Annotated in this window: 17 protein-coding genes; 10 read left to right on the forward strand and 7 right to left on the reverse strand. The window is 47.8% G+C overall.

Annotated features, from left to right (window positions below; genetic code table 11):
- The 6 genes from H6F80_RS17445 to H6F80_RS17470 form a co-directional block, all read left to right on the forward strand.
- Positions 1-564: glycosyltransferase family 4 protein (locus H6F80_RS17445; protein WP_190792796.1), on the forward strand; the 564-nt coding region annotated here is incomplete at its 5' end.
- A gap of 171 nt (positions 565-735) precedes the next feature.
- The gene (locus H6F80_RS17450; protein WP_190792797.1) at positions 736-1,860 is read left to right on the forward strand and encodes a glycosyltransferase; all 1,125 of its coding nucleotides are present in this window, start codon (positions 736-738) and stop codon (positions 1,858-1,860) included.
- The gene (locus H6F80_RS17455) at positions 1,857-3,314 is read left to right on the forward strand and encodes an oligosaccharide flippase family protein (protein WP_190792798.1); all 1,458 of its coding nucleotides are present in this window, start codon (positions 1,857-1,859) and stop codon (positions 3,312-3,314) included. The genes H6F80_RS17450 and H6F80_RS17455 overlap by 4 nt, the downstream gene beginning before the upstream one ends.
- Before the next feature lie 71 nt (positions 3,315-3,385).
- Positions 3,386-4,453, forward strand: coding sequence for a glycosyltransferase family 4 protein (locus H6F80_RS17460; protein ID WP_190792799.1), 1,068 nt, complete (start codon positions 3,386-3,388; stop codon positions 4,451-4,453).
- A gap of 7 nt (positions 4,454-4,460) precedes the next feature.
- Positions 4,461-5,579 carry an acyltransferase family protein gene (locus H6F80_RS17465; protein ID WP_190792800.1) on the forward strand — a complete coding sequence of 373 codons (1,119 nt, stop codon included), beginning with the start codon at positions 4,461-4,463 and terminating at the stop codon, positions 5,577-5,579.
- 176 nt (positions 5,580-5,755) lie between these two features.
- Complete coding sequence (locus tag H6F80_RS17470; protein ID WP_190792801.1) at positions 5,756-6,607, forward strand: glycosyltransferase; 852 nt, start codon at positions 5,756-5,758, stop codon at positions 6,605-6,607.
- Positions 6,608-6,622: 15 nt separating this feature from the next.
- Here H6F80_RS17470 and H6F80_RS17475 read toward each other — a convergent pair whose 3' ends face one another.
- The 6 genes from H6F80_RS17475 to H6F80_RS17500 all read right to left on the reverse strand — a co-directional run bounded on the left by H6F80_RS17475 (position 6,623) and on the right by H6F80_RS17500 (position 13,150).
- A complete protein-coding gene (locus H6F80_RS17475) occupies positions 6,623-7,072 on the reverse strand; it encodes a response regulator (protein WP_190792802.1) in 450 nt (149 codons plus the stop codon).
- A gap of 290 nt (positions 7,073-7,362) precedes the next feature.
- Positions 7,363-8,082, reverse strand: coding sequence for a response regulator (locus H6F80_RS17480; RefSeq protein WP_190792803.1), 720 nt, complete (start codon positions 8,080-8,082; stop codon positions 7,363-7,365).
- Positions 8,051-10,834 carry a CHASE3 domain-containing protein gene (locus H6F80_RS17485; RefSeq protein ID WP_190792804.1) on the reverse strand — a complete coding sequence of 928 codons (2,784 nt, stop codon included), beginning with the start codon at positions 10,832-10,834 and terminating at the stop codon, positions 8,051-8,053. Before H6F80_RS17485 ends, H6F80_RS17480 begins: the two co-directional genes overlap by 32 nt.
- Positions 10,835-10,869: 35 nt before the next feature.
- Entirely contained in the window at positions 10,870-11,052 is a 183-nt protein-coding gene (locus H6F80_RS17490) for a response regulator (protein WP_190792805.1), read from the reverse strand.
- 90 nt (positions 11,053-11,142) lie between these two features.
- Entirely contained in the window at positions 11,143-11,310 is a 168-nt protein-coding gene (locus tag H6F80_RS17495) for a hypothetical protein (protein ID WP_190792806.1), read from the reverse strand.
- A 397-nt stretch (positions 11,311-11,707) separates the two neighbouring features.
- Complete coding sequence (locus H6F80_RS17500) at positions 11,708-13,150, reverse strand: aminotransferase-like domain-containing protein (protein ID WP_190792807.1); 1,443 nt, start codon at positions 13,148-13,150, stop codon at positions 11,708-11,710.
- Between the two features lie 274 nt (positions 13,151-13,424).
- Here H6F80_RS17500 and H6F80_RS17505 point away from each other — a divergent pair, with 274 nt between their 5' ends.
- Positions 13,425-13,706, forward strand: coding sequence for a hypothetical protein (locus tag H6F80_RS17505; protein WP_190792808.1), 282 nt, complete (start codon positions 13,425-13,427; stop codon positions 13,704-13,706).
- A gap of 279 nt (positions 13,707-13,985) precedes the next feature.
- Here H6F80_RS17505 and H6F80_RS29965 read toward each other — a convergent pair whose 3' ends face one another.
- Positions 13,986-17,918 carry a PAS domain-containing protein gene (locus tag H6F80_RS29965; protein WP_242067421.1) on the reverse strand — a complete coding sequence of 1,311 codons (3,933 nt, stop codon included), beginning with the start codon at positions 17,916-17,918 and terminating at the stop codon, positions 13,986-13,988.
- A 959-nt stretch (positions 17,919-18,877) separates the two neighbouring features.
- Between H6F80_RS29965 and H6F80_RS17530 the strand changes: the two genes are divergently transcribed.
- The 3 genes from H6F80_RS17530 to H6F80_RS17540 all read left to right on the forward strand — a co-directional run bounded on the left by H6F80_RS17530 (position 18,878) and on the right by H6F80_RS17540 (position 21,534).
- Positions 18,878-20,125 (forward strand): response regulator, encoded by a 1,248-nt coding sequence (locus H6F80_RS17530; RefSeq protein ID WP_190792809.1) that lies wholly within the window; start codon positions 18,878-18,880, stop codon positions 20,123-20,125.
- 482 nt (positions 20,126-20,607) lie between these two features.
- On the forward strand, positions 20,608-20,988 hold the full coding sequence (locus H6F80_RS17535; RefSeq protein WP_190792810.1) for a response regulator transcription factor: 381 nt from the start codon (positions 20,608-20,610) through the stop codon (positions 20,986-20,988).
- Positions 20,989-21,534, forward strand: coding sequence for a chemotaxis protein CheW (locus H6F80_RS17540; protein WP_190792811.1), 546 nt, complete (start codon positions 20,989-20,991; stop codon positions 21,532-21,534).
- Positions 21,535-21,537: the final 3 nt, after the last annotated feature.

The raw sequence follows: 21,537 nt of genomic DNA on the forward strand, positions 1-21,537 counted from the left end.
TCGGGCGCAAAAATTATGCTCACGCCTTCTCGAATTAGTCAGGCAGGCATCATGAATGATAAAAATTTGCGAACTCTGATTCCTGTACTTGCCGAGCTAAAGACTAGAGGATTTCATTATCACAGCGTCATTATTGGAGAAGATCGATCGCCTGGGAAAATCAATACCCAATCCCTGTTCAATCGTGCTACTGATGCGGGAGTTGCTGATCGTCTGACGATTCTGCCTGCGGCGATCGAGATTGAAAATTACTATCGCCACGCCGATGTGGTCGTGACCCTTGCCCCCAGAGAGCCGTTTGGTCGGGTGATTGTCGAAGCGATTAGCTGCGGTGTGCCTGTCGTTGGAAGTTGTACAGGCGGAATTGGCGAAATTCTTCAGCAGTGCGCTGCTCTGTGGGCGGTTGATCCGGGAGATATTGGGGCGATCGTAGACCAAATTTTAGAAGTGACCTCCGGTTCTCAAGATGCCGTAAAAGTGCAAGCGCAAGCCTGGGTGCAAAAACGTTGTAGTATTTCGGAATATCAAAATCAATTATTGGAAATTGTCGGAATCAGGACTTAGAAATGTTTGCAAGAGCCTGCAACGAGATTGAAGATTGAATTCTAAAAAACTGGCTCTTCTCCAAGCTTCAAAGTTTCCCTGTTAGGAGGTTTAGAGGGTAATGTAGAACCTTTAATATCCCTCAAATAATCTCTAAGTTCTTATTCTTTTCCTATTCCTGCAATGAATTCAATGAAAGACGTTGGAATCTATAGAAAAGCATTTCCAAGAGTTTCTGAAACTTTTATTCAGGAGCAGTCGCTCAGCCTCACTCGCTATCACCCTACTTTTATTACCTGCCAGTTAGTCAAACCCATTCCTCAACCCTGCGTTGCTCTGAGCGAAATTGATTTTTGGAAGGTCAAGCAAGCGTTTCATATCCTCACGACTTCAGCCCGTTCCTTTAAAGCGATCGAACATCTGCGAAAGCTGGCTCTGATTCATGCTCATTTCGGACCTGATGGAATCTATGCAATGCGGATCGCAGAGCAGTTTAAGATCCCGCTGATTGTGACATTCCACGGTCATGACATTACTGTTTCTCGAAAAGCAATGCTCCGCTCTGGAAAAATTGCGTATTATCAGTTTCTTCGGCATGAAAATGAACTGAAGCAAAAAGCATCACTCTTCATTGCGGTTTCAGACTACATCCGCAAGAAACTGATCGAGTTTGGCTATCCCCCCGACAAGGTGATATTGCATTACATTGGCATCGATACCCAAAAGTTTTCTCCCTCTACAAACATAGGTGAAGAACGCTATATTTTGTGCGTGGGTAGACATACGCCAAAGAAAGGAATTGATACACTTTTACGGGCTTTTGCTCGCATTGCCCATCATCATCCTGATGTGTCTCTTGTCCAGGTTGGGACAGGAGAAATGAGCCATGATTTGCACACTCTGGCACAGCAGCTCGGCATCGAGCATCGAGTTCGGTTTTTGGGAGCACAGTCCTATGATGTTGTGCAAAATTTAATGCGAAATGCCACAATTTTTGCCCTACCCAGCCAAATGGCAGAAGACGGAAACAGCGAAGGATTACCCTTTGTGATTTTGGAGGCTTCTGCGTCAGGAATTCCGGTGGTTTCTACCTGGCATAGCGGCATTCCAGAAGCGGTTTTGAACGAACAAACAGGTTTTTTAGTTCCTGAGAAGAACGATGAGCTATTTGCCGAGAAGCTCAATGCATTGCTAGAACAGCCAGGGCAAGCTCTTGATTTAGGACGGCAGGGACGCAGCTTCGTTTGTGAACACTTTGACATTCGCAAGCAGTCGATAAAGCTGGAAGCCCTTTATGATAAAGCGATCGCTCGATGAATATGTCAAAAGTAAGTGCGGCTAAAGTCGTTGGTGGAAGCTTCTGGGTCACGGGTGGTTTTGTATTCATTCGTGCTTCCCAACTTTTAACCCAGATCGTGCTTGCCCGCTTGCTATCCCCAGCAGAATTTGGTATCTGGGCGATGGTGTTGCTGGTGACAACCCTCTCTAGTTTGTTTAAAGATTGGGCGATCGCAGGCGTTCTGGTTTATAAGGGGCTGGACGATCGCAAGCTAGTGAATGCCGTTTATAGTCTGGGGGTAAACGTTTCGATCGGCATGGGCATTTTGCAGGCGGTTAGCGGGATTGCGCTAGCACGTTTTTTTAATGTGCCTGTTCTTTTACCGCTGACGGTGTGTGTGTCGCTGGTCTTTCTGATCGGCGCAGGAGCAGGCTCTCACGCTGCCGTGATGCAGAGACAGATGCGATTCAAAGATTTAGCCATGTGTGATGCGGCTGCCGCGTTTGCCCGATGTGCTGGCGCGTTAGTTTGTGCAGGATTAGGAGGCGGAGTCTGGGCGTTTGCGATCGGTGAACTGTCGATGTCAGCCGTTGATTCTGTGATGAAACGTTGGTCAAGCCGTTATACATTCCAGTACCATCTTTTCCCTGATACAGCCGCGCTTTCAGAGGTCAAAAATTACATCAGCGGCATTATTGGATCTAACCTGGCGGTTTATACCAATACCAACAGCGATAATTTAGTGATCGGCAGATTGCTAGGAGCGGAAAAACTGGGCTATTACAACCTCGCTTATCAACTCGCGATGCTACCCGTCTTTGCGCTGACCCAAATTAATCGCGTTAATTTCTCCGTTTTAACCCAGAAAAATCATGCTGAGAAAAAGATATATGCGGGTCATGCGCTGCGGTTTTACGGCGTAATTTCTGCTCCGATTTATGGGGTTGCTTTTCTAGTTGCCCCTTGGCTGCTACCCATGACTTTTGGTGCGCAGTGGACAGAAGCAGCGAAGATTTTTCAGCTCATTTTGATCTTTGCTTATGCGCGCGGATTTATGTCAATTTTGGGAGCCGTTTTAGATTCCTTAAGCAAGACAAGAACCAATGCCATGATTAACTGGGCACTGGTTTTAGTTTCTGTTCCTTCTTATCTTGCAGGTGCTTTGGTCGGCGGAATTGCGGGAGTTGCTATTGCCGTTGCCCTAGTCATGGGAATTTTGGCAACCCTCTGGTTTCTGCTAGTAATTTGCAGGTCGGCGAAGTATGAAATTCGCTTTTTGGCAAAGCCTATCCTATTGCCAACCTTTATGATTTTGATCGCGATGGCGATTGTTCTCTCGATACCCATCATCAATTCCTGGCAAATCTATCTACAGCCCTTTGCTCTGATTGTTCTATACGCAGGTGGCTCTGTTATCCTTTTTCCTAAAGAGATTGCTCAGATTATTTCACCTATTAAGGAGCTGTTGAAAACGAGAGGTGGCGAGAGCTAAAAACGCATAAGACTTTCAGAATTACTCAATTGTTGAGGCACTTTTTGAGGCAGTTTTTTCAGGCACCGCAGATGAAAATATTACACATCGTTGGTCATATTCGAGAAGCGGGTAATGGCTTTGTCAATGCAGCAGTTGATTTGGCTTGTCTTCAGGCTAAATATGGGCATGAGGTGAGTGTTATCTCTAGCGGAGGCGAATATGAAGAACTGCTGGAAACTTATGGTGTTAAGCATTTTCTCCGCAAAGAAAAAGGCGGCAAATTGCTTCGTCATTTCAACGCGCTCAAGCTTTACTGGCACATTTTTAATCAATTTCAGCCCGATATTGTTCACGCCCACATTCCAAGGGAAGTCATACTCTCCCGTATCCTTCAGTTCAGGTTTCAATACGCGGTTGTTTCTACAGTCCACAACGAGTTTCAGTGGAGAGCAATTTTTACGGGTTTAGCCGATCGCGTTATCGCGGTTAGCCAGGCGGTGGGTCAATCAATGATTCGTCGTGGAATTCCTGCGGAGAAAGTCAGAATCATTTTGAATGGAACGTTAGACAGCCCTCGTAAGCGATCGATTGAGGATTATCCCCCTAAGAAGCTACATAAACCTGCAATTTTAACAGTGGCAGGAATGCAGCAGCGCAAAGGAATTGCGGATTTGATTGATGCCTTTGAAATCCTTGCTCCTGAGTTTCCTCAAGCTCACCTCTATTTGGTTGGAGATGGTCCCGATCGCCTTCAATTTGAACGCCAAGTTCAGCAAACAGCAGTGAGCGATCGGATTCACTTTGAGGGATTTCAGCCCCAACCTGAGCAATACTACGCCTCCGCAGATATTTTTGTGCTGGCATCCCACCAAGAACCTTTTGGGCTGGTGTTAACAGAAGCGCGTAAGGCAGGCTGTGCAATTGTGGCAACTGATGTTGATGGAATTCCTGAAGCACTCGATCGTGGACAAGCCGGAGTTTTAGTGCCTCCCAAAAATAGCGGTGCGCTGGCAGAAGCATTAAAGCAGTTGCTTCAGGATCCTGAGCGATTGAACCTGTACAAACAGCGATCGAAAAAAAATCTTGAATGGTTCAGGGTCGATCGCGTTGTGGAGCAAACGCTGAAGGTTTATCACGAGCTTTATCCCAGTTCTTAAAGTGAATATGAATCAGAAATCTTTGAGCCAGGGCGTACTACCTAAAAAAGTCATTTCTCACTCTGTTGATCGGCTTTTTTGCCTCGATTTATTAAAAGCAGCAAGTATTCTATCGGTTGTCTCGTTTCACGCGATTTTTGTTCCTCGCTCAGCCTATCAAGACAGCCTATTTTTTCTCGATATTGCATCTGCTCCACTCCGATTCTGCGTTCCTATTTTATTTACAATTTCATTTCTATTGTTTGAAAGAGGAATTGAGCAGTCTGCTGATCAGTCCGACTGGCAAATCTTGAAGAAGAGAATTTCCCGTCTCGCCATTCCTACTCTATTTTGGTTCAGTCTGGCTGTCATTCTTAAACTCAGCACGGGTCGCAATTCATTTCCTGATCTTTTGCTGGCTGTTGCAAATGGAACGATTTTTCAGGGGGCTTACTATTTCCTGGTTCTGTTTCAGATGATGCCGCTGTTAATCCTATGCGGACGCCGGTTTAAATATCGGAAAGCAGTCGGATTTGTCATAGCTCTCCAGACTATTATTTTTTTGTTAATCTATTTCATTCTTGCTAAGGCAAATCAATTCTCGGCCCTTTTATCATCTCTGGAAGGGGTTGGTCGTCCTTTTTTGATTTACTGGCTTGTTTATGGCGTATTGGGGATTTATCTCTGGCAGCACTGGTCAAAATTAGTAGAGCGATCGCGCCGCATCCCGATTTCTGTAAAGCTTGCATTTCTAGGAGCTGGAGTTTTGCTGGTGATCGTTGAGCGATCGATATTCTTTACGATATCAAACGGTGATATTCCGCCTTTTGACTACAATTTGCTAATTTGTATTTTGATGGCTCCCATTATCTTTTTGTGTGCTGCATCGATTAAGCAGGAGCATCTGCCTGGACCTATGAGCAACTGCATTATGCTGGTGTCTCGCTATAGTTTGGGAATCTTTTGTATTAATGGAATTGCAAGTGAGATTTTTCTGTCTGTGGGTAGCCGTGTGGCAGGCGGCTTTACTTTTGACCTGGCAGAAATTTTGCTGATTAAACTTATCGGATGGATTGTTTTATTTTTGCTTTCTTTGAGGCTGTCAATTTTGCTCGATCGCATTGGTTTAGGCGCGATCGTCCGTTGAAAGTTTTCTGCGGTTCACGCTCTAAAAAGATGTTTGAAGAGTTTTGCGATGACTCACAAGAATTTGAAAGTTTTCCGTTCAGGGCAAATCCAGGGAGCAATGTAGTACCCCTGCGATTTTTCTAACAATCTCTAAAACGTTCAGTTCATCTTCTTTTAATCGATTGACTTCTAACCATGAAAAAGTTTCAGCACTTTCTTATTACCCGATTCAATGTAAAGGTCAATTTCAGCTCTTCTGCCGGGCTTGATCCAGAATGGCTGGCGCATCGGTTCGATTTATTCGATCGCTTTTGTTATCCCTCAGTTCGAGCGCAGTCTAATCAAAACTTTCAGTGGTTGGTGTACTTTGATGCGGATACCCCTGATTGTTTCAAAGCAAAGATTTCTGAATATTCAAAATGGCAAAATTTTATCCCTATTTTTCTGAGCGAACCGTTTACTGATGAAGTGAATCGATCGGTCATTCTCAGCTATCTTGATGGGCAAACTGATTTTTTAATCACAACTCGTTTGGATAATGACGATGCAATCTGCGACAAATTTATTGCAATTGTTCAGAGTCATTTTGCCCAACAGGAGATGCAGTTTATTAACTTGCCTAATGGCTATGTGTGGCAGGATGGAAAACTGTACTCTTTTGAATACTTGAGCAATCCTTTTATGAGCTTAGTTGAGTGCATTCGCGATCGAACCGTGAGTGGATTTAAAACCGTTTTGTGTGGAAGTCATACTCAGGTTGCAAAAATCGGAACCCTAAAGCAAATCAAGACCGAGCCGAGCTGGCTTCAAGTGATTCACGACAAAAATGTTTCTAATCGCGTTCGGGGAATTCGACAGCCGTTAACGAAACTGAAAGGAAGATTTTCGATCGCAGAAAACATCGAATTCTACAGAGATGGCAGTATTTCCTACTCTGTAGACAAAGCGATGAGCCTGCTCAAATATCCTTTTAACGCGATCGCCACCCGCTTGCCGGACAATGTGAAAAGCGGCATCAGAAATTTGATCTTGCCTCGCGCTTTCTGAGCAGAAGTTCTGGCCTTAATTTGTGCCGAGCTGGGGTTTTTCGTTGTACTTAAGCCAGTGCAAATCGAGCGTTTTTAGCATTGTGACCAGATCATCGAACGTGGGCGGTTTGACCATATAAGCGTTTGCTCCTAAATCGTAGACGTGGTTGACATCAGTAAACTCCCGGGAAGACGTGAGAATTACAACGGGAATACGCTTAATCGTGGGCTGTTGGCGAAGCCACATGAGCACTTCTGCGCCCGATCGACGTGGCAGTTTTAGATCGAGCAAAATCAGTGCGGGAAACGGGTGAAGACTACGATTGGTATAGGGGGCGTGTCCTGACAGATACATCACTGCGCTATCGCCATCATTGACCACCTGAATAGACACTGTAATCTCGGCTTTGCGAAATGCGCGCTGAACGAGAAATACATCTTTGGGATTGTCTTCAACTAACAAGATTGTTTGATCTGCACTCACTCTTGTTTCTCCACGATACGATTTCTCTACGATATGATTTCTCCACCATTGCCCCGGTAGAACTTTGGGCTCGGTGTGTATTCGCTGCGTATTTGATGTGTATTCGCTGCATGGTAGATGTGTATCCGATATTTTTCAAGTAATCGTTCAATTTAAAACTTTCGGTACTTTTCAAATATCCCTTCAGCATTTGCTAAACCCATGATGGCTTACTTTATCGAAATGACTTCACTCAAACTTTAGTTAATTAGTGCATCCTGTTTAGTGCATCCTGTATTGATTTGGAAAGATTATATTGATTCTTCAAGTATCCCATCAATGACGGTTGTGTTTCCAGCCCGCGTTACGATCATGGTGAGTAGCACTTTAATGTGCTGTCCATCCCCCCGTTGCAGGTCAAGCTCCTGCTTTTCGATCTCCGCGGTTGATGCTGACTGAATCAAGCTGGAGAAAAAGCTGAACCTCAGCAGCGATCGTGCCTGATCGATCGACTCAACGCCCAGCAGCGTTAGAAAAGCCGGATTACACTCTAGCAATTCATAGGCTTCGCTCACGCGGAACACGCCAATTTTCAGTTTCTCTAGTAAGGCACGAAAGCGAATTTCAAGCAGTGCAGCCTGTTTTTTAGTAATCGCCCGCTCGATCGCAGCCCGCACCGCTGACGGAACTCGCACATATCGATTTGGCTCTTTGAGAATGTAGTCATCAAGTCCCAGCTTCATCGCTTCAACGGCGATTTCTTCGGTTCCCGTATTGGTAAACATAATCACCGGACAATCGGGATATCGCTCCTTAATGGCTTCAAGAATTTCTAAACCCGTTGTCCATCGAAGCTGAAAATCGGTAATCACAGCATCGAAATCGCCTTGTCTGACGGCACGATTGAACTCACCAGAGCTAATAATTTCCTGTACATTTAACTGCTCGAATTCGCGCTGGAGTTCGCGCAGAACCAGGAGTCGATCGCTGCGGTTGTCATCAATGAGTAGCAGTTGAATGGGTTGGGTCATGAGTTCCTCGATCCGGGAGAACGGCTTTTGGCAGTGCAATCCAAAATCGGCTTCCTTGTTCAAGCGCAGACTCTACGCCCACCGTACCGCCCATGCGCTCCAGCCCTTTCTGCACAATGGCAAGTCCAATGCCCGTGCCGGGGTAGGTTTCTGCGCCGTGCAGCCGCTCAAATACGCGGAAGATCCTTTCTTGATGCTCAGGAGCAATACCAATGCCGTTGTCTTCAATGAATAATTTAACCCAGCGTTGATGCTCGTGCTGCTCCTCGTGAAAATAGGTGTGAATTTGCGGCCGTGTTCCCGGTTCGACAAACTTCATTGCATTACTAAACAGATTTGCCAGAACTTGAACCAGCGTCGCTCGATGTGCCACCACTGAGGGTAGGTCCTCCGGCAGGATGATTTCTGCTTGTTTTTCCTGGATTTCACCCGACAACTGCTTTATCCCATCGCTGATCGCTTCTTTTAAGTTCACTTCCTGAAGGTTAATTTGACTTCGGCTAAGACGGCTGTAGGCAAGCAGGTCTGCGATTAAGCCGCTCATTCGCACCGCATCTTCGACGATCGATTCGATATAGCTTTTGGCAGTGTCGTCGAGCAGGTCGCCATAGTCTTCGATAAGTGCCTGAGCAAAGCCCTGCATGGTGCGGAGCGGTGCCCGCAGATCGTGTGACACCGAGTAAGTAAAGGCTTCGAGTTCTTGATTGGTGGCTTTGAGCTTAGCGGTGCGTTCTGCAACCCGCTGTTCGAGTTCGGCGGCGTAGTGTTGAAGCTGGTCGCGGAGTTGGGATTGCTGTATCGCGATCGCCAATTGATTTGCGACTTCGCCCACAATTTCTAAATCTCCTGCTGAAAACGCGTCTACTTCACGGTGAGTCAACACCACATCTCCCAAAAAGTGTCCATCTGCACGCAGGGCGACGGCAAGAAAGCTGTGGTAGCCCTTTGCCAGCAATCGCTGAAGCAGCGGGGATTGTTGCGTTTGAATCAGGGTGGCTAAATTTTTGATGTAGCCGATCGCTTCTCGATTGACCAGAACCTCTGGCGTGGTGAAATCGAGGATGGGGCGAACGGTTCCAGCAGGGTTAATATCAATCTCTCCGGCTAACACTTGAATCTGACTTTGCGCCAAGTCAAACACCAGCACCGCCGCCTGATCTGCCGGGACAACTTGCACGAGCCGCGACAGCGCTGCTTCAGCAATCCTTGCGGGAGCATCAAGGCGCAAAATTGCCCGATCGATCGCTTGCAGGGCGGCGAGTCGCTGAGCCGATTTTTGCTGCTGTGCCTCAGCAAGTTTGCGATCGGTAATGTCACGCGAGATGCCAATAATCCCTGTAATATTTCCCTGAGCATCGATGTAGGGATCTTTGGTGCTGAGATAGGTGCGTATCTCGCCATTCTCTGGAATTTGTTCTTCAAAAATTTGCGATCGTCCTGTGGTCATCACCGTGCGATCGATGGCTTGGATCTGACTGAGTAAATCAGGCGGTAAAAATTCAGCATCATCTTTGCCCAGCATCCCTTCAACCGATTGACCCATAATTTGAGCCACTCTTTGATTCACAAGCTGGTATCGCCCCTGGCAATCTTTCATGAAAATCGCGTCAGTGGTTCCGTTAATCACAGATTGTAACAGGATGTAATTTTCCTGAACTTGCCGTTCAATACGTTTGCGCTCTGTGACATCGATCGCGGTGCTAATCACTAATCGCCGTCCGTCTGCCAACCTCCCGACTGGAGAAGAGAAAAATTCCCAGATGCGCTCTTCTCCGGCGCGAGTCATCACCACAAATTCTCCTTCGGCAAGGCTTTTCTGGAAGTCATACAGTCGATCGATCTCAGCCTGAACCGTTTGGCGACGATCGCCGTAGGCGCGTTCTGTCCAGTCGGCGATCGTGGGAATGTCCGAAAGCTGATAGCCTGTGATCTGTTCCCACTGGTGATTGATCTGAAGCACTTCTCCGGTTTCGGAATGCAGCATAATCGGCAGCGGAGCTTCTAAAATGGCGCGGCGAAATCGTTCTTCGCTGTCCCGCAGTGCCTCTTCCGCCAGATCGCGATCGTCCAGACTTTGCTGAAGCGAATTCACAAGCTGAGTATAGGTTCGCGCAACTTTTCGGAGCTGCTGCCCGCTAAGGTATGCCAAGATTGCCCCGCTTGCGATTGCTAGCCCGATGCTGCTGGTGATCACAAAGCCCGTTCTTTGGCTTACCGTTTGAACGCGCTTGGCTCGGAGCTGTTCTTCTATGGCAATGAAGTTTGTGATCAGGCTTCGTATTCTGTCCATTGCCCCTTTGCGGCGCAGCAGGGTGGCTCGCAGGGTGGCTCGATCGCTATCCACCAGGGCAAGGACTTGCGGCACACCCCGCGTCCATTGAGTTTGCTGCTGCTGTATCTCTTCGGCTTGCTGCACCTGCCCCGGATTGTCGCTCACCAGACGTTTCAACTGATTTGTGGCAGTCCCAATCTGGCTGCGGGCTTGCTCGTAGGGTTCTAAAAAGATTGGCTCTCTGGTGAGCAAATAGCCGCGATTGCCGGTCTCCATGTCGAGCAGCAGCTTTTGCACCACATTGGCCTGGGAAATGACGCGATCGGTGTGATCGACCCATTGCAGGGCTGCCATCAAGTGCAGCGTTTGCCCGATGAAGATGCCCGATACCAGTAACAGCAGCACAATCGGAAGGACGAACGCCCTTGTTAGCCGTTGCTGAAGCTGTGTTTGAGCAAAGTGCTGCCTAGTGTGGTTCATTCAATCACCCTAACAAATGATCGATTTATGACCCATCAAACTGGCGGGCGAGTTTTCAAGAGCCTGGTAATCTCTATGATGAGCACCGCTGGTTCGATCGGCTTTGCCAGATAGCATTGAAACCCTGCCTGAAGTGCCTGCTGCTGGTTAAATCCTGCCGCATCGGGATCAGACTGCTGCGATTGAAACTGACTTGTGCCTGTAGACAATTCCATCATTAGTGATCTCCCCGCTGTGGCTTGAAATAGTTAGCATCCGAGATTGGAAACAAATCAGGACAAGCTAAAACTCTTCTGAGAAATATTGCTTTAATAAGCGACTCGCCGTAGCTTGGTTTGCCTCGATTTCTTCGGAGTTCTGCCCAATGCCCGTTCAGGCTGGGTCAGCTCAACCCGCAATGATTTGACTTGCCGCAGGACGATCGGAATTGGCTTGGCACGATCATTCTCCCACCGATTGATTGTAACTAAGAACACACCTAATTTAGCAGTAAACTGCTCCTACGTTAATCTACACAAGTCGTGCCCAGAGGGAATCAGAATATCAATACTGGCAAAGTCCGTGTTGGCTGTATTCATACTGAATCATGTACTGAATCATGCCGATTGGCCGTTTAACTTTGTCGTTTTACTTTAACGGAAAAAAACTCTCAAAATCCTCAGGGAAAACGCGTTAGGGAACGTACTCTCTATCGAAAGGTGTGAGAGCAGTTGGCACAACTGACTTTTGATAGATCTATCTACGAAGGATAGATTTATTTGCAAATAACTGCTGGGAGAAATGCTTTGAGCCGCCTGCGGAGTGCTATATTTTCGAACCCTTATTTTCAAACCCTCCTTCAAGAACGGCTCAAGTAAGAACGGCTCAAGATGATCAATGAGACTTTAGCTCCTTTCCGATCGCTGCAATTCCCCAGGCGATCGACTCTGGCGGGTGAGAGAAGTTGAGGCGCATCGCGTTATAACCTTTGCGATCGGGAAAGAAGGCGGTTGCGGGCGTGGTGAGGATGCCCTGTTCGCGCAGGGTGTGGCAGATTTGCTCTAACGGTAGCCGATCGGGTAGCTGTACCCACAGCAGCAGTCCTCCGATGGGCACAGTCCAGGTTACCTCTGCGGGAAAATGATCTTCCAGGGCTTGCAGCATTTGATTGCGGCTCTGAAGGTGATAGGTCTGCAAGTCGCGAAGCCGATGGCGATAGTGCCCCGATGCCAAATATTCGCTGACGATCGCCTGTGAAGGAGTGGGCGTGTGCAGATCGTTGATCAGCTTTTGCTCGATCAGGGGTTGCAGATGCTCGCCCGTCACCACCATATAGCCCACCCGCAAACTGCCCATCAGCGTTTTAGAAAAGGTGCTGACATAAATCACCCGATTTTGCTGATCGAGGGCTTTGATGGGCGGCGGCACGGGTTCAAACTGGAGTCCTTCATAGGCGTTGTCTTCTAGAATGAAGCAGTCATACTGCTGTGCCAGGGCGAGAAGCTGTTTGCGGTGGGCAAGCGACGTAGTGATTCCCGTAGGATTGTGCAGCGTGCTGACGGTGTAGATTAATTTGGGACGATGGCTTTTTAAGTATTGTTCAAGCAGTTCCAGATTCATTCCAGCGGGGGTCAGGGGAATGCCGATCGTCCTGGCTCGCAGGTTTTCCAAAATCGATAGTGCGCCGTGATAGCAGGGCGTTTCCACAATTACCCAATCTCCCGGCTGCACAAAGTAGCGCAGTGCCAGTGAAATTCCCTGCATTGAGCCAGTGGTGATCATCAGATTATCCGCAGAAACGATCAGACCGCGCTGCACCAGCAGTTGAGCAATTTGCTGCCGGAGGGTTTGCAATCCGCGTGGCGTGTCGTACTGATAAAGCGTATCGGCAATCTGACTCATGGCACGACGGGCAATCCGCTGCAAGTCTTCTAAGCCAAATGCCTGAGGAAAACCACTGCTAAAGTCCAGAATGCCTGGCTGTCGCTGTGCCTCAAAAGAAGTCATGTAAGACTTACAGAATGTTCCATATTGGGGTGGAGGAATGACTACCCTTTGAGCCGGGGCAAAGCTAGAAACTAGATTGAGCGGGATTTCAGGGCAGCAGTTAACAAAGTAGCCCGACCCCTGACGAGCGTGAATTAGCCCGTCTGCTTCTAAAACGCTGTACGCCTCGATCACGGTGAGCTTGTTGACTGCGGCTTCTTTCGCCAATTCGCGTACCGAGGGCAAACGATCGCCCGGTTGCAGTGCCCCGGAACTGATCAGACGACGAATGCGATCGCGAATCTGCAAATAAATTGGCTGCTCTGCCTGGCGATCGAGGGGAATTTGCATAGCGCAAGTGCATTCAACAATGCAAAGAATTGAACCTTATCGCTTTTATCGCTCATTCGCCTGGAAATGTCCTGGTACAGTTTCTTAAATTTTGAACAGAACAGTTTTAGAAATCTTGAACTGTACTAGCAAAAGCGATCGAATCTGTACCTTCTCCTCAAAGAAAAGTCAGCGCAAATTAGAACAATACTGATTCACGACTCATTCACCCCGATTCACTTTACTCATGACTGATTAACCTTATTCACCCCAATTCCCCTTTAAGGAGGCTGCGATGAATACGCCAGAGTATCGCTACTTGACCGATGAAGATCTTGCCCTGCTTCAAGCCAGAATTTCGCGCCAGTCTTCTATTTCGCTGCGGCGATCGCTGAGTTCGCTCTGGCAGGCTTTTTTGAACTGGGCTGCGGCTCGTCCTGAACCCCGGATCACGGAAAAGTTCGATCGCCAGGGATTGAGGATGGGCTGGCAGGTCTTTGACCCGGAAACTGGGAGAACTGCTTTCTTAGGTTCTGAACTGGAAGTTCGTCAATGGTTAGAAGAACGTTATCGATAATGGCGTGGTTTCCTTGTGGAAGGCCTGGAGTTTGCCAAGCCAGTTTTCAATGCCGATTCCCAGTGCTTTATTCACCGTGATCTTGAAATCCTGAGAACACTGTAGAGAATGGGCAGTTATCGATTTTGACAATCATGCGGTTATTGATTTCGAAAATCGTGCTCAATGCGATTTATACACCCTTGAAGATCATTCCTTAAAAGTTGGTGTATGAAATTGCCCCATTCAATCGCCGCGATAAACTGCCAAAAGTTAACTGAATTCAGATCATTCTCAAATTCATTCATAGACATCTTGTTGAAAGAGAACAGGCTCTCGCTGCACTGTGGCAGATCCAACTAAATTGACAATTGCCTGGATAAAGACTTCGGGTTCGATCGGCTTGGAAATGTGCTTCTGGAACCCGGCTTGGAGTGCCTGCTGCTGATCGAGTTTGCTGGCATAGGCAGTCAGCGCGATCGCCGGAATTTGTCCTCCCTGGTCTGGAGGTAAGGCTCTCACCTGCTGTATCAGCGAATAGCCATCGATGTCTGGCATTCCAATGTCACTGATGAGCAGGGCGGGCTGAAAGCGATCGACTCCGGTTAAAACTTCCAGAGCTTCGGCTGCTGACGCTGTAATCTGGACGATCGCTCCTGCCTGTTCCAGAATGGTGACGGCTAACTCTCGCATATCTGCTTCATCATCGACTACCAGGATTCGGAGTCCGGTGAGGGGTTGGAGGGGTAAGGAAGTCAGCGATCTGTTTGCATCCCATTGCCCCATCTCCCCGGCTCTGATTCGCTTCAGCAGCGGTAGCCTGACGGTAAATGTAGCTCCTGTGCCTTCTCCTTTACTCTCAGCCCGAACGGTTCCTCCATGCAGTTCGACCAGTTGACGCACGATCGCCAGCCCCAGCCCCAAGCCACCAAACCTACGGGTGGTCTTCCCATCCTCTTGCCGGAACGACTCAAAGACATAAGGTAAAAAGTCTAGCGCGATGCCTTTGCCCGTATCTCTGACTTGAAGCTGCGCCTCTGACCCAACCCGCTTTAATTGCACCTCGACCTGCCCGTCACTGGGAGTAAATTTGATGGCATTGGAAAGCAGATTTGACACAACTTGCTGTAAACGTCCGCTATCTCCCAGGACAGGGAGGAAGGATGAATCAAAGCCAGTTTTAATCTGAATATTTTTGGCTTCGGCTGCCAATCGCACGGTTTCTAACGCGGCTTCGATCGTCAGGACTAAATTAACAGGGGCTTTGTTTGAAGCGAGCTTGCCGCGCAGAATTTTAGAGATGTCTAGCAAATCATCAATGAGCTGCGTTTGCTGTTTTGCATTGCGCTCAATAATTGCTAATGCTTGCTGTGTTTTTTGAGCATCAAACCTGCCTGTTTGTAACAGCTTTGACCATCCCAGAATCGGATTCAGGGGCGATCGTAATTCATGGGATAGCACTGCCAGAAATTCATCCTTGATGCGATTGGCTTGCACTAAATCCTCGGTTTGCTGCTGGAGGGCTTGCTCTACCTGCTTCCGCTGGGTGATGTCGAGTAGCGAAACCAGCACATGATCATACGACTCTGAGGCAGGTGGAAACGTGATGCTAAACCAGACATGGAGCCGCTCACCCTGCAAAGTTTGCAGAACGGTTTCTGTGGCAAAAAAGGTTTCTTCGTTGGCGATCGCGAGTAGCTCTTCGGCAAAAGCGGCTTGCGTTTCCGGGACAAAGATTTGCTCTAAGGACGCAAGCAGTTCTCTCTTTTCTTGAGCGCCAAACATGGTTAGGGCAGCCTGGTTCACATCCTGAGGTTTGGTGAGCCGTGCCATTTGCTGAACAAATTCGGGATGATCCGCAAAATACTGACGAAAATCCTGAACTCCTGCTGCCTTGAGCTGGTCGATCGCAACCTTTGCTTCCGAAAAATCCTCTTCCCAAATTGCCACGCCGACTGATTCAAAGATGTAGCGATAACGCTGTTCCTGTTCTACTAATTCTGATTGTGCCCGTTTGCGTTCTGCTTCGCCGTGCCTTGCTGAGGTAATATCCAGTGCTGTGCCAAAAAAGTCAACGGTTCGGCGGGCTGATCCTTCCCCTTCAAATCGAGCTTGCCCCTTGGCAGATATCCATCGCTCGGTGCCGTCATTCCACACCACCCGATACTCAATTTCATACGTTCCCGCTGAAGCGGGATCGAGTGCAGCCGCCACAGCCTCCGCAACCGATTTACGATCGTCGGGATGAATGCGCTCCAGCACGGTCGAGAGCGGAATCATAACCAGGTCATCTGGCTCACCCCAAATTTGACGCATTCGTTGATCGATTTCGACCAGGTTTGTCTCCAGATGCAGCCGCCATCCTCCTACCTGCGCCACCTGGGTTGCTATCCGAGTCCATGCTTCACTTTCTTGCAGGGCTTGTTCAGACTGCTTGCGATCGCTAATGTCGATCGAGACTCCCAAAATTTGGCAAGGCAAACCATCTGTAGTGCGGTTAAACACAACGCTTTGCGTATAAAACCAACGCCACTCGTCATTGGCATGATGTGCGCGATACTCAATGCCCAGCACCTCATTATCGGCTGCGGTCTGGAACGATTCAGAATAGGATAATACGCGCTGTCGATCGTCAGGATGAATCAGGATTGCGATAACGTCTGTTCCCATTGCCTGAATCTGTTCAGAAGAGTATCCCAACAAATCAGCAATTTGGCGGTTTGTATAAATATTTCTCTGTTCCAGAATGTCATGGACAAACAGGATACCGGGCATCGCTTCGGCGATCTGCTGGCTGTAACGCTGGCTTTCCTTAAGTTGGGTTTCAATCTGTTTGCGAACCGTAATGTTTTCAAAGGCAAGTCCAAGGCAGCGGTCGGGAAGGGCAAACGCTTTGAGCGCATAAAATCCAGTCGAGATACCGTCTTCACCGTAGGAAACTTCGCCCAAATCGATTGGTCGTCCAGTCTGAATCACCTCCAGGTATTGCTGTACCAATGGGGTTTGCAGCAGCTTCGGAAAGCTTTCTGCCATCGTTTTGCCGATCAGCGGTTCAAAATTCAGCCCAACTGTTTCCGAAGCGGCAGGATTGGCAATGAGCAGCCGAAACGATTCGGGGTTATTGGGGTCTTCCAGTTGCCAGACGACAATCCCCACTTGAGTATTGCGAACGATATCCGCATAAAGCTGCAAACGCTGTGCGGCTTCCTGCTGAATGTCTTCTGCCTGCTGTCGCTCTAGCTCTGCTGCAATTTGCACGGCAAACAGGGTCAGTAAGGATTCAACAAGCTGGACATTTTCTATCGGCTTGTTGTCCATTACGCCCAGTAAGCCTAACAGCGTGCCCTGTGAATTAAAGAATGGAATCGCGGCATAGCTTTCAATTCCCAATGAAACCAGAAAGCGATCGTCAGGAAACAACGCCTGAGCCTGACTGCCATAGCAGACAATTTTCCGTTGACGAATCACTTCGAGACAGGGCGTATTCTTGAGCGGATATTCCAGGTTGTCAGCAATTTTGCCTTCAGCATAAAAGGCGATCGTTTTGATCGTTTCCGGGCTGTCGTCCATCAGCAAAGTAATGCAGGCGTAATTCACCCCCAGGGCGGTGGCGAGATGCTGTACCAGCGCAGTAAAAAAAGCCTTGCCTGTTACTGCCGAAACGCCCTGCGTGACCTTTAGCAGAGCTGCATCAACCTGAGCCATTCTACGAGCCGCCAACCGTAGCTCCAGCTCATCCATTACTATTGCGGCTAAGTCAATCAGGGTTGCTTGCTGCTCATCGGTCAGACCCGGACGCGGTTTCGTATCTACCAGAGAAAGCGTGCCCAGATTCACTCTGTTTTCAGTTAGCAGCGGTGCACTTGCATAAAAGCGCACGCCTGGTTCACCCTGCACAAAAGGATTGCGACTAAAGCGATCGTCTTGCAGCGCATCAGGGATGATCAAAACATCGTCACCCAATAGCGCGAAGCTGCACAGAGAAACATCTCGCGGAATTTCCTGCTGATCAAACCCGTAACAAGACTTGAACCATGCCCTTGACTCATCCATCAGAGATACAAACACCATCGGTACATCAAATAGCCGCGCAGCCAGAGCCGTGATGCGATCGAATGCTGCTTCGGAAGGCGTATCGAGAATGTTGTAGTACCGCAGTGCCTCTAATCGTTCCGTTTCATCGACAGGTCGAGCAGCAGACTTAGGAATGGGCGGGGGCACGGCTTCTGCCATAGCAAATTACAAATAAAGTTACAAACTATCAGAAACGAAAATTCTCAATAAATTATGAGAAGGGGTTGCGTGTCCGTTTTTCCCATGTCCGTTTTCCCAAGTTGTTGTATTGGAGTGTTTTATTTAAGCAGCCATCGCTGGAGGAGCCACTTGAGAGGGCTAGCAAGAGTTTTCTGTCTACTACTTTTGAGTGGTCATGATCCAACGTCTATCATTCTAAAGGTTGGGCTTCGGTTTTGCTTGAGCGGTTTTGCTTGATCGATTCTGCTGAGTGAATTGCTGAATCAACGGCTGAGTCCATTGCTTGCTGAATCCAGTGCTGAATTCATTGAACTGCTGGCGATCTGATTGCTAGCGGTCGTTTGCGGTTGACCGTGCTGTTATCGCTGCGGATTGAGCACTCGCGCAGCAGGTCTTACCCCGGCAAGATGCGATCGGGTCCAATTCAGCAATGTCAGCCGTCTTTTTGTAGCGTTTCAAACAACCTTAAGCATGGCTTTACAGTTGTAAAGGTAAAGTATCCCAAGTACCTGCGATCGTCAAAAATAAGGCTGTTATTTCTTTATAGACCTATCCAGGGGAGGATTGACAAATCAATCAATCTAGTGTTTATAGGGCGAATTGCTGATAAACACTATGAAGATTACTTGAAATCCTTGCGCCACAAAAGTTTTGTTGTAATTATTAAGAAGTGCAAAGATGCAAGATATCTGAGGCTTACGGTGCCGAACGTGATTCGTTCTGGAGTGACCTCATCTACCCACACAATTCAGAACCACAGAGTAAAAGATTCTATCTAGGATTGGGGCATGGGTCGTCTAACGGCTGCACAGCTCCAATCAAGACTCCGCGTTTCGCTCAGTCTGCGGTGCAGTGATCAGGGATGCAGTTGAGGTGCTTGTCCACTCAATAATTTCTCCCTCCGCCTCGGTGAACTGTGAGTCTCGCCCGCTTAACGAATGAATACTTCCTTGTCCATTAGTCCGATCGATAAGTCTTTGAACGTCAACAACACAAACAGCATCAATGAGCTGAAACAAGCAGTTCAGGTGTTTATCCAAACACAGTTTACAGGCTGCTTAGAGATAACGGTCAAGGGTCAACAAAGCTTCCAGGCAAACCTGTTCTTCAGATCAGGTCGTCTATTCGCAGGAAGCAGTAGCCTCCATCCAGTTCGTCGGTGGTGTCGCCAAGTGGCTCAATACTGTCCCCACCTCACGGCATCTTCTTCACAGCAATCTCCTCAATTTCAGTATTGGAGTCAGAATGGCTTAATTGAATTCACAAAACAAGGCAGGATAACCCATGAGCAGCTGGCTGCAGTGGTTGAAGGCAACCTGATTGAGATTTTGTTTGATATTACTCAAACCGCTGCCCAAACGAATGCAGAAATGCAGCTCACCTGCAAACCGCTCACAGAAAATCTACTGCCTCCCTACTTGGTTTTTCCTTCAATCAGTCGCATTCATCAGCAAGCGCAGCAAATTTGGCAAGTTTGGCAAGAGTCTAACCTGAGCCCGTGGTCTCCCAATTTAGCCCCGGTAATTTGGGACGCTGAGGAACTCCGGCAGCAAATGTCATTCCTGGCGTATCACAATCTCACATTATTGGCAGACGGCGATCGCACTCTGAGAGACATTGCAATTCAGCTAAAACAGCCCCTCGTGCCGCTAACCCGCTCCCTGTTGCCCTACCTTCAGAGCAGAATTGTTGGTCTAGACCAGGTTGGGGATTGGGATCGCGATCGAATGTCTTTGTCGAATCGTCGCACAACTCCACCAAGCACAACTCCGCCCAGCATAACTCCGCCAACGGCTGTTGCTGCTCAGGCGCGATCAACGCCGCTAATTGTCTATATCGAAGATAGCCGCTTTGACAGTGTTGCCATGAGTCAAATTGTGGCTCAAGCAGGCTACCGATTTATTAATGTGCGAAACCCGATCGAGGCATTGCCCATTTTGCTGGAGCAGAAGCCAAGTCTCATCTTTCTAGATTTGCTGATGCCCGTGACCAATGGCTATGAAGTCTGCACCCAAATTCGACGAATCTCAGCCTTTAAAGACACGCCGATCATTATCGTGACGAGCAAAGATGGAATCGTCGATCGCGTTCGGGCAAAGCTGGCAGGGTCTTCAGAGTTCATTACTAAACCGATCGAGCGAGACAAAGTATTGAGTGTTTTAGAAAATTATCTAAAAAGTTGCTGAACGTCTCTCAATCGACAGTAGATTGAATAGTGTCTGCTGGCATGACATTTGCAAACAAACGGTGAACAAAGTAGGAGTGTATTAAAGATACAGCCTTGGTGTGAAATCTATACGGACTTTTATGTTTTACTCAGGAAGTAACGCGCTTTACCAAAGCGATGATTGAAGAGGTGATCGAAGAGGATATTTGAACAATTGCGATGATGCCTTGAACGATGCTGCTCCCAGGTCAATGTTGGGAAAAAGCCAATTACGATTACTTTTCAGGGTTGCTTTTCAGTGCTACTTTCAAAATTTTACAGCGTTGACCGATTTAGGGAGCTGCAAAAACTGAAAGGCTAGCAAAATGAATTTGTGTCTATACAGTAGTCAGTATTAGAGAATTTAGGGGACAAGGTCGCACCTTTGATAGTCCTCAAACATTCTCCAAGAATTAAAAGGAATGCTCCAAGCCAATTCCAATGAATTTAGGATTAGATCGAATGCCAAAAGTTCTCCTGGTTGAAGATAGTTTGACCGATGCTGAGATATTAATTTCCTACCTTCAACAAATCGGCATTGCTGTTGTCAAAGTCACGAACGGCGAAGAAGCTCGTACAACGCTCAAGTTACACAAACTTGATCTGGTGGTTTTAGATGTGATGCTGCCAGGACAAAGCGGATTTGAACTTTGCCATGAATTTAAAACCAACGTCGCGACAGGACATATTCCAGTCGTTCTATGCTCAACGAAGCAAACCGATGTGGATAAACTTTGGGGATGCTTATTAGGTGCGGATGCCTATCTACCCAAACCAATTAATAAACACAAATTGCTAGACACGATCGCAGAACTCATCCGGTTAAAAGGGCTGAATAACTAGATGGAAAAATCATTGCACCTGGAGCTAACCGCAAGCAGCCTTGATACATTGCTGCTGGACCCGCTCCCGCCCGAAGTTCGCCAACGATTACTGCGCTTTGTCCTGAGCGATCGGGACGAAGTTCTCCTTCCTTTAGAGCAAGTGACCGAAGTGCTTCACATCGATCCGGTCGATATTTTACCCATTCCCGAAATGCCGGGTTATGTGTTGGGAATTGGCAACTGGAGAGGGGAAATGCTATGGCTGATCGATCTGAATCATTTCATTGGGTTTCCTGGTTCCCCGTTCCACGCGCAGGCTTGCTCTTATTTCACGGTTCTTGTGGTTCAAATCAACCATGCCTTTGTTGGAATTCGAGTATTACAGGTTAAGGATATTGAATTACATAATTTGCAGCAGCTTCAGCCCGTAGTTGCTGGCTTATTTTCTCCCAATTTGCTGCCGCTTGTTTTGGGAGTTCTGCCCGAAAGCTGTGATGCGGTCTTAAATCTTCAAGCGATCGTTCAATACCCTTTATGGAACAGATACCCGAAAAAAGGCGTTTGAAAT

This window comes from Leptolyngbya sp. FACHB-711 (assembly GCF_014695615.1).
Taxonomy (GTDB): Bacteria; Cyanobacteriota; Cyanobacteriia; order Elainellales; family Elainellaceae; genus Leptolyngbya_A.

Bases quoted from the DNA above. Each gene is read 5' to 3' on its own strand.
- H6F80_RS17490 (WP_190792805.1), bottom strand. From the start codon at position 11,052: ATGATGGAATTGTCTACAGGCACAAGTCAGTTTCAATCGCAGCAGTCT.
- H6F80_RS17450 (WP_190792797.1), top strand. From the start codon at position 736: ATGAAAGACGTTGGAATCTATAGAAAAGCATTTCCAAGAGTTTCTGAA.
- H6F80_RS17465 (WP_190792800.1), top strand. From the start codon at position 4,461: ATGAATCAGAAATCTTTGAGCCAGGGCGTACTACCTAAAAAAGTCATT.
- H6F80_RS17470 (WP_190792801.1), top strand. From the start codon at position 5,756: ATGAAAAAGTTTCAGCACTTTCTTATTACCCGATTCAATGTAAAGGTC.
- H6F80_RS17505 (WP_190792808.1), top strand. From the start codon at position 13,425: ATGAATACGCCAGAGTATCGCTACTTGACCGATGAAGATCTTGCCCTG.
- H6F80_RS17460 (WP_190792799.1), top strand. From the start codon at position 3,386: ATGAAAATATTACACATCGTTGGTCATATTCGAGAAGCGGGTAATGGC.
- H6F80_RS17455 (WP_190792798.1), top strand. From the start codon at position 1,857: ATGAATATGTCAAAAGTAAGTGCGGCTAAAGTCGTTGGTGGAAGCTTC.
- H6F80_RS17500 (WP_190792807.1), bottom strand. From the start codon at position 13,150: ATGCAAATTCCCCTCGATCGCCAGGCAGAGCAGCCAATTTATTTGCAG.
- H6F80_RS17480 (WP_190792803.1), bottom strand. From the start codon at position 8,082: ATGACCCAACCCATTCAACTGCTACTCATTGATGACAACCGCAGCGAT.
- H6F80_RS17485 (WP_190792804.1), bottom strand. From the start codon at position 10,834: ATGAACCACACTAGGCAGCACTTTGCTCAAACACAGCTTCAGCAACGG.
- H6F80_RS29965 (WP_242067421.1), bottom strand. From the start codon at position 17,918: ATGGCAGAAGCCGTGCCCCCGCCCATTCCTAAGTCTGCTGCTCGACCT.
- H6F80_RS17535 (WP_190792810.1), top strand. From the start codon at position 20,608: ATGCCAAAAGTTCTCCTGGTTGAAGATAGTTTGACCGATGCTGAGATA.
- H6F80_RS17530 (WP_190792809.1), top strand. From the start codon at position 18,878: ATGAATACTTCCTTGTCCATTAGTCCGATCGATAAGTCTTTGAACGTC.
- H6F80_RS17540 (WP_190792811.1), top strand. From the start codon at position 20,989: ATGGAAAAATCATTGCACCTGGAGCTAACCGCAAGCAGCCTTGATACA.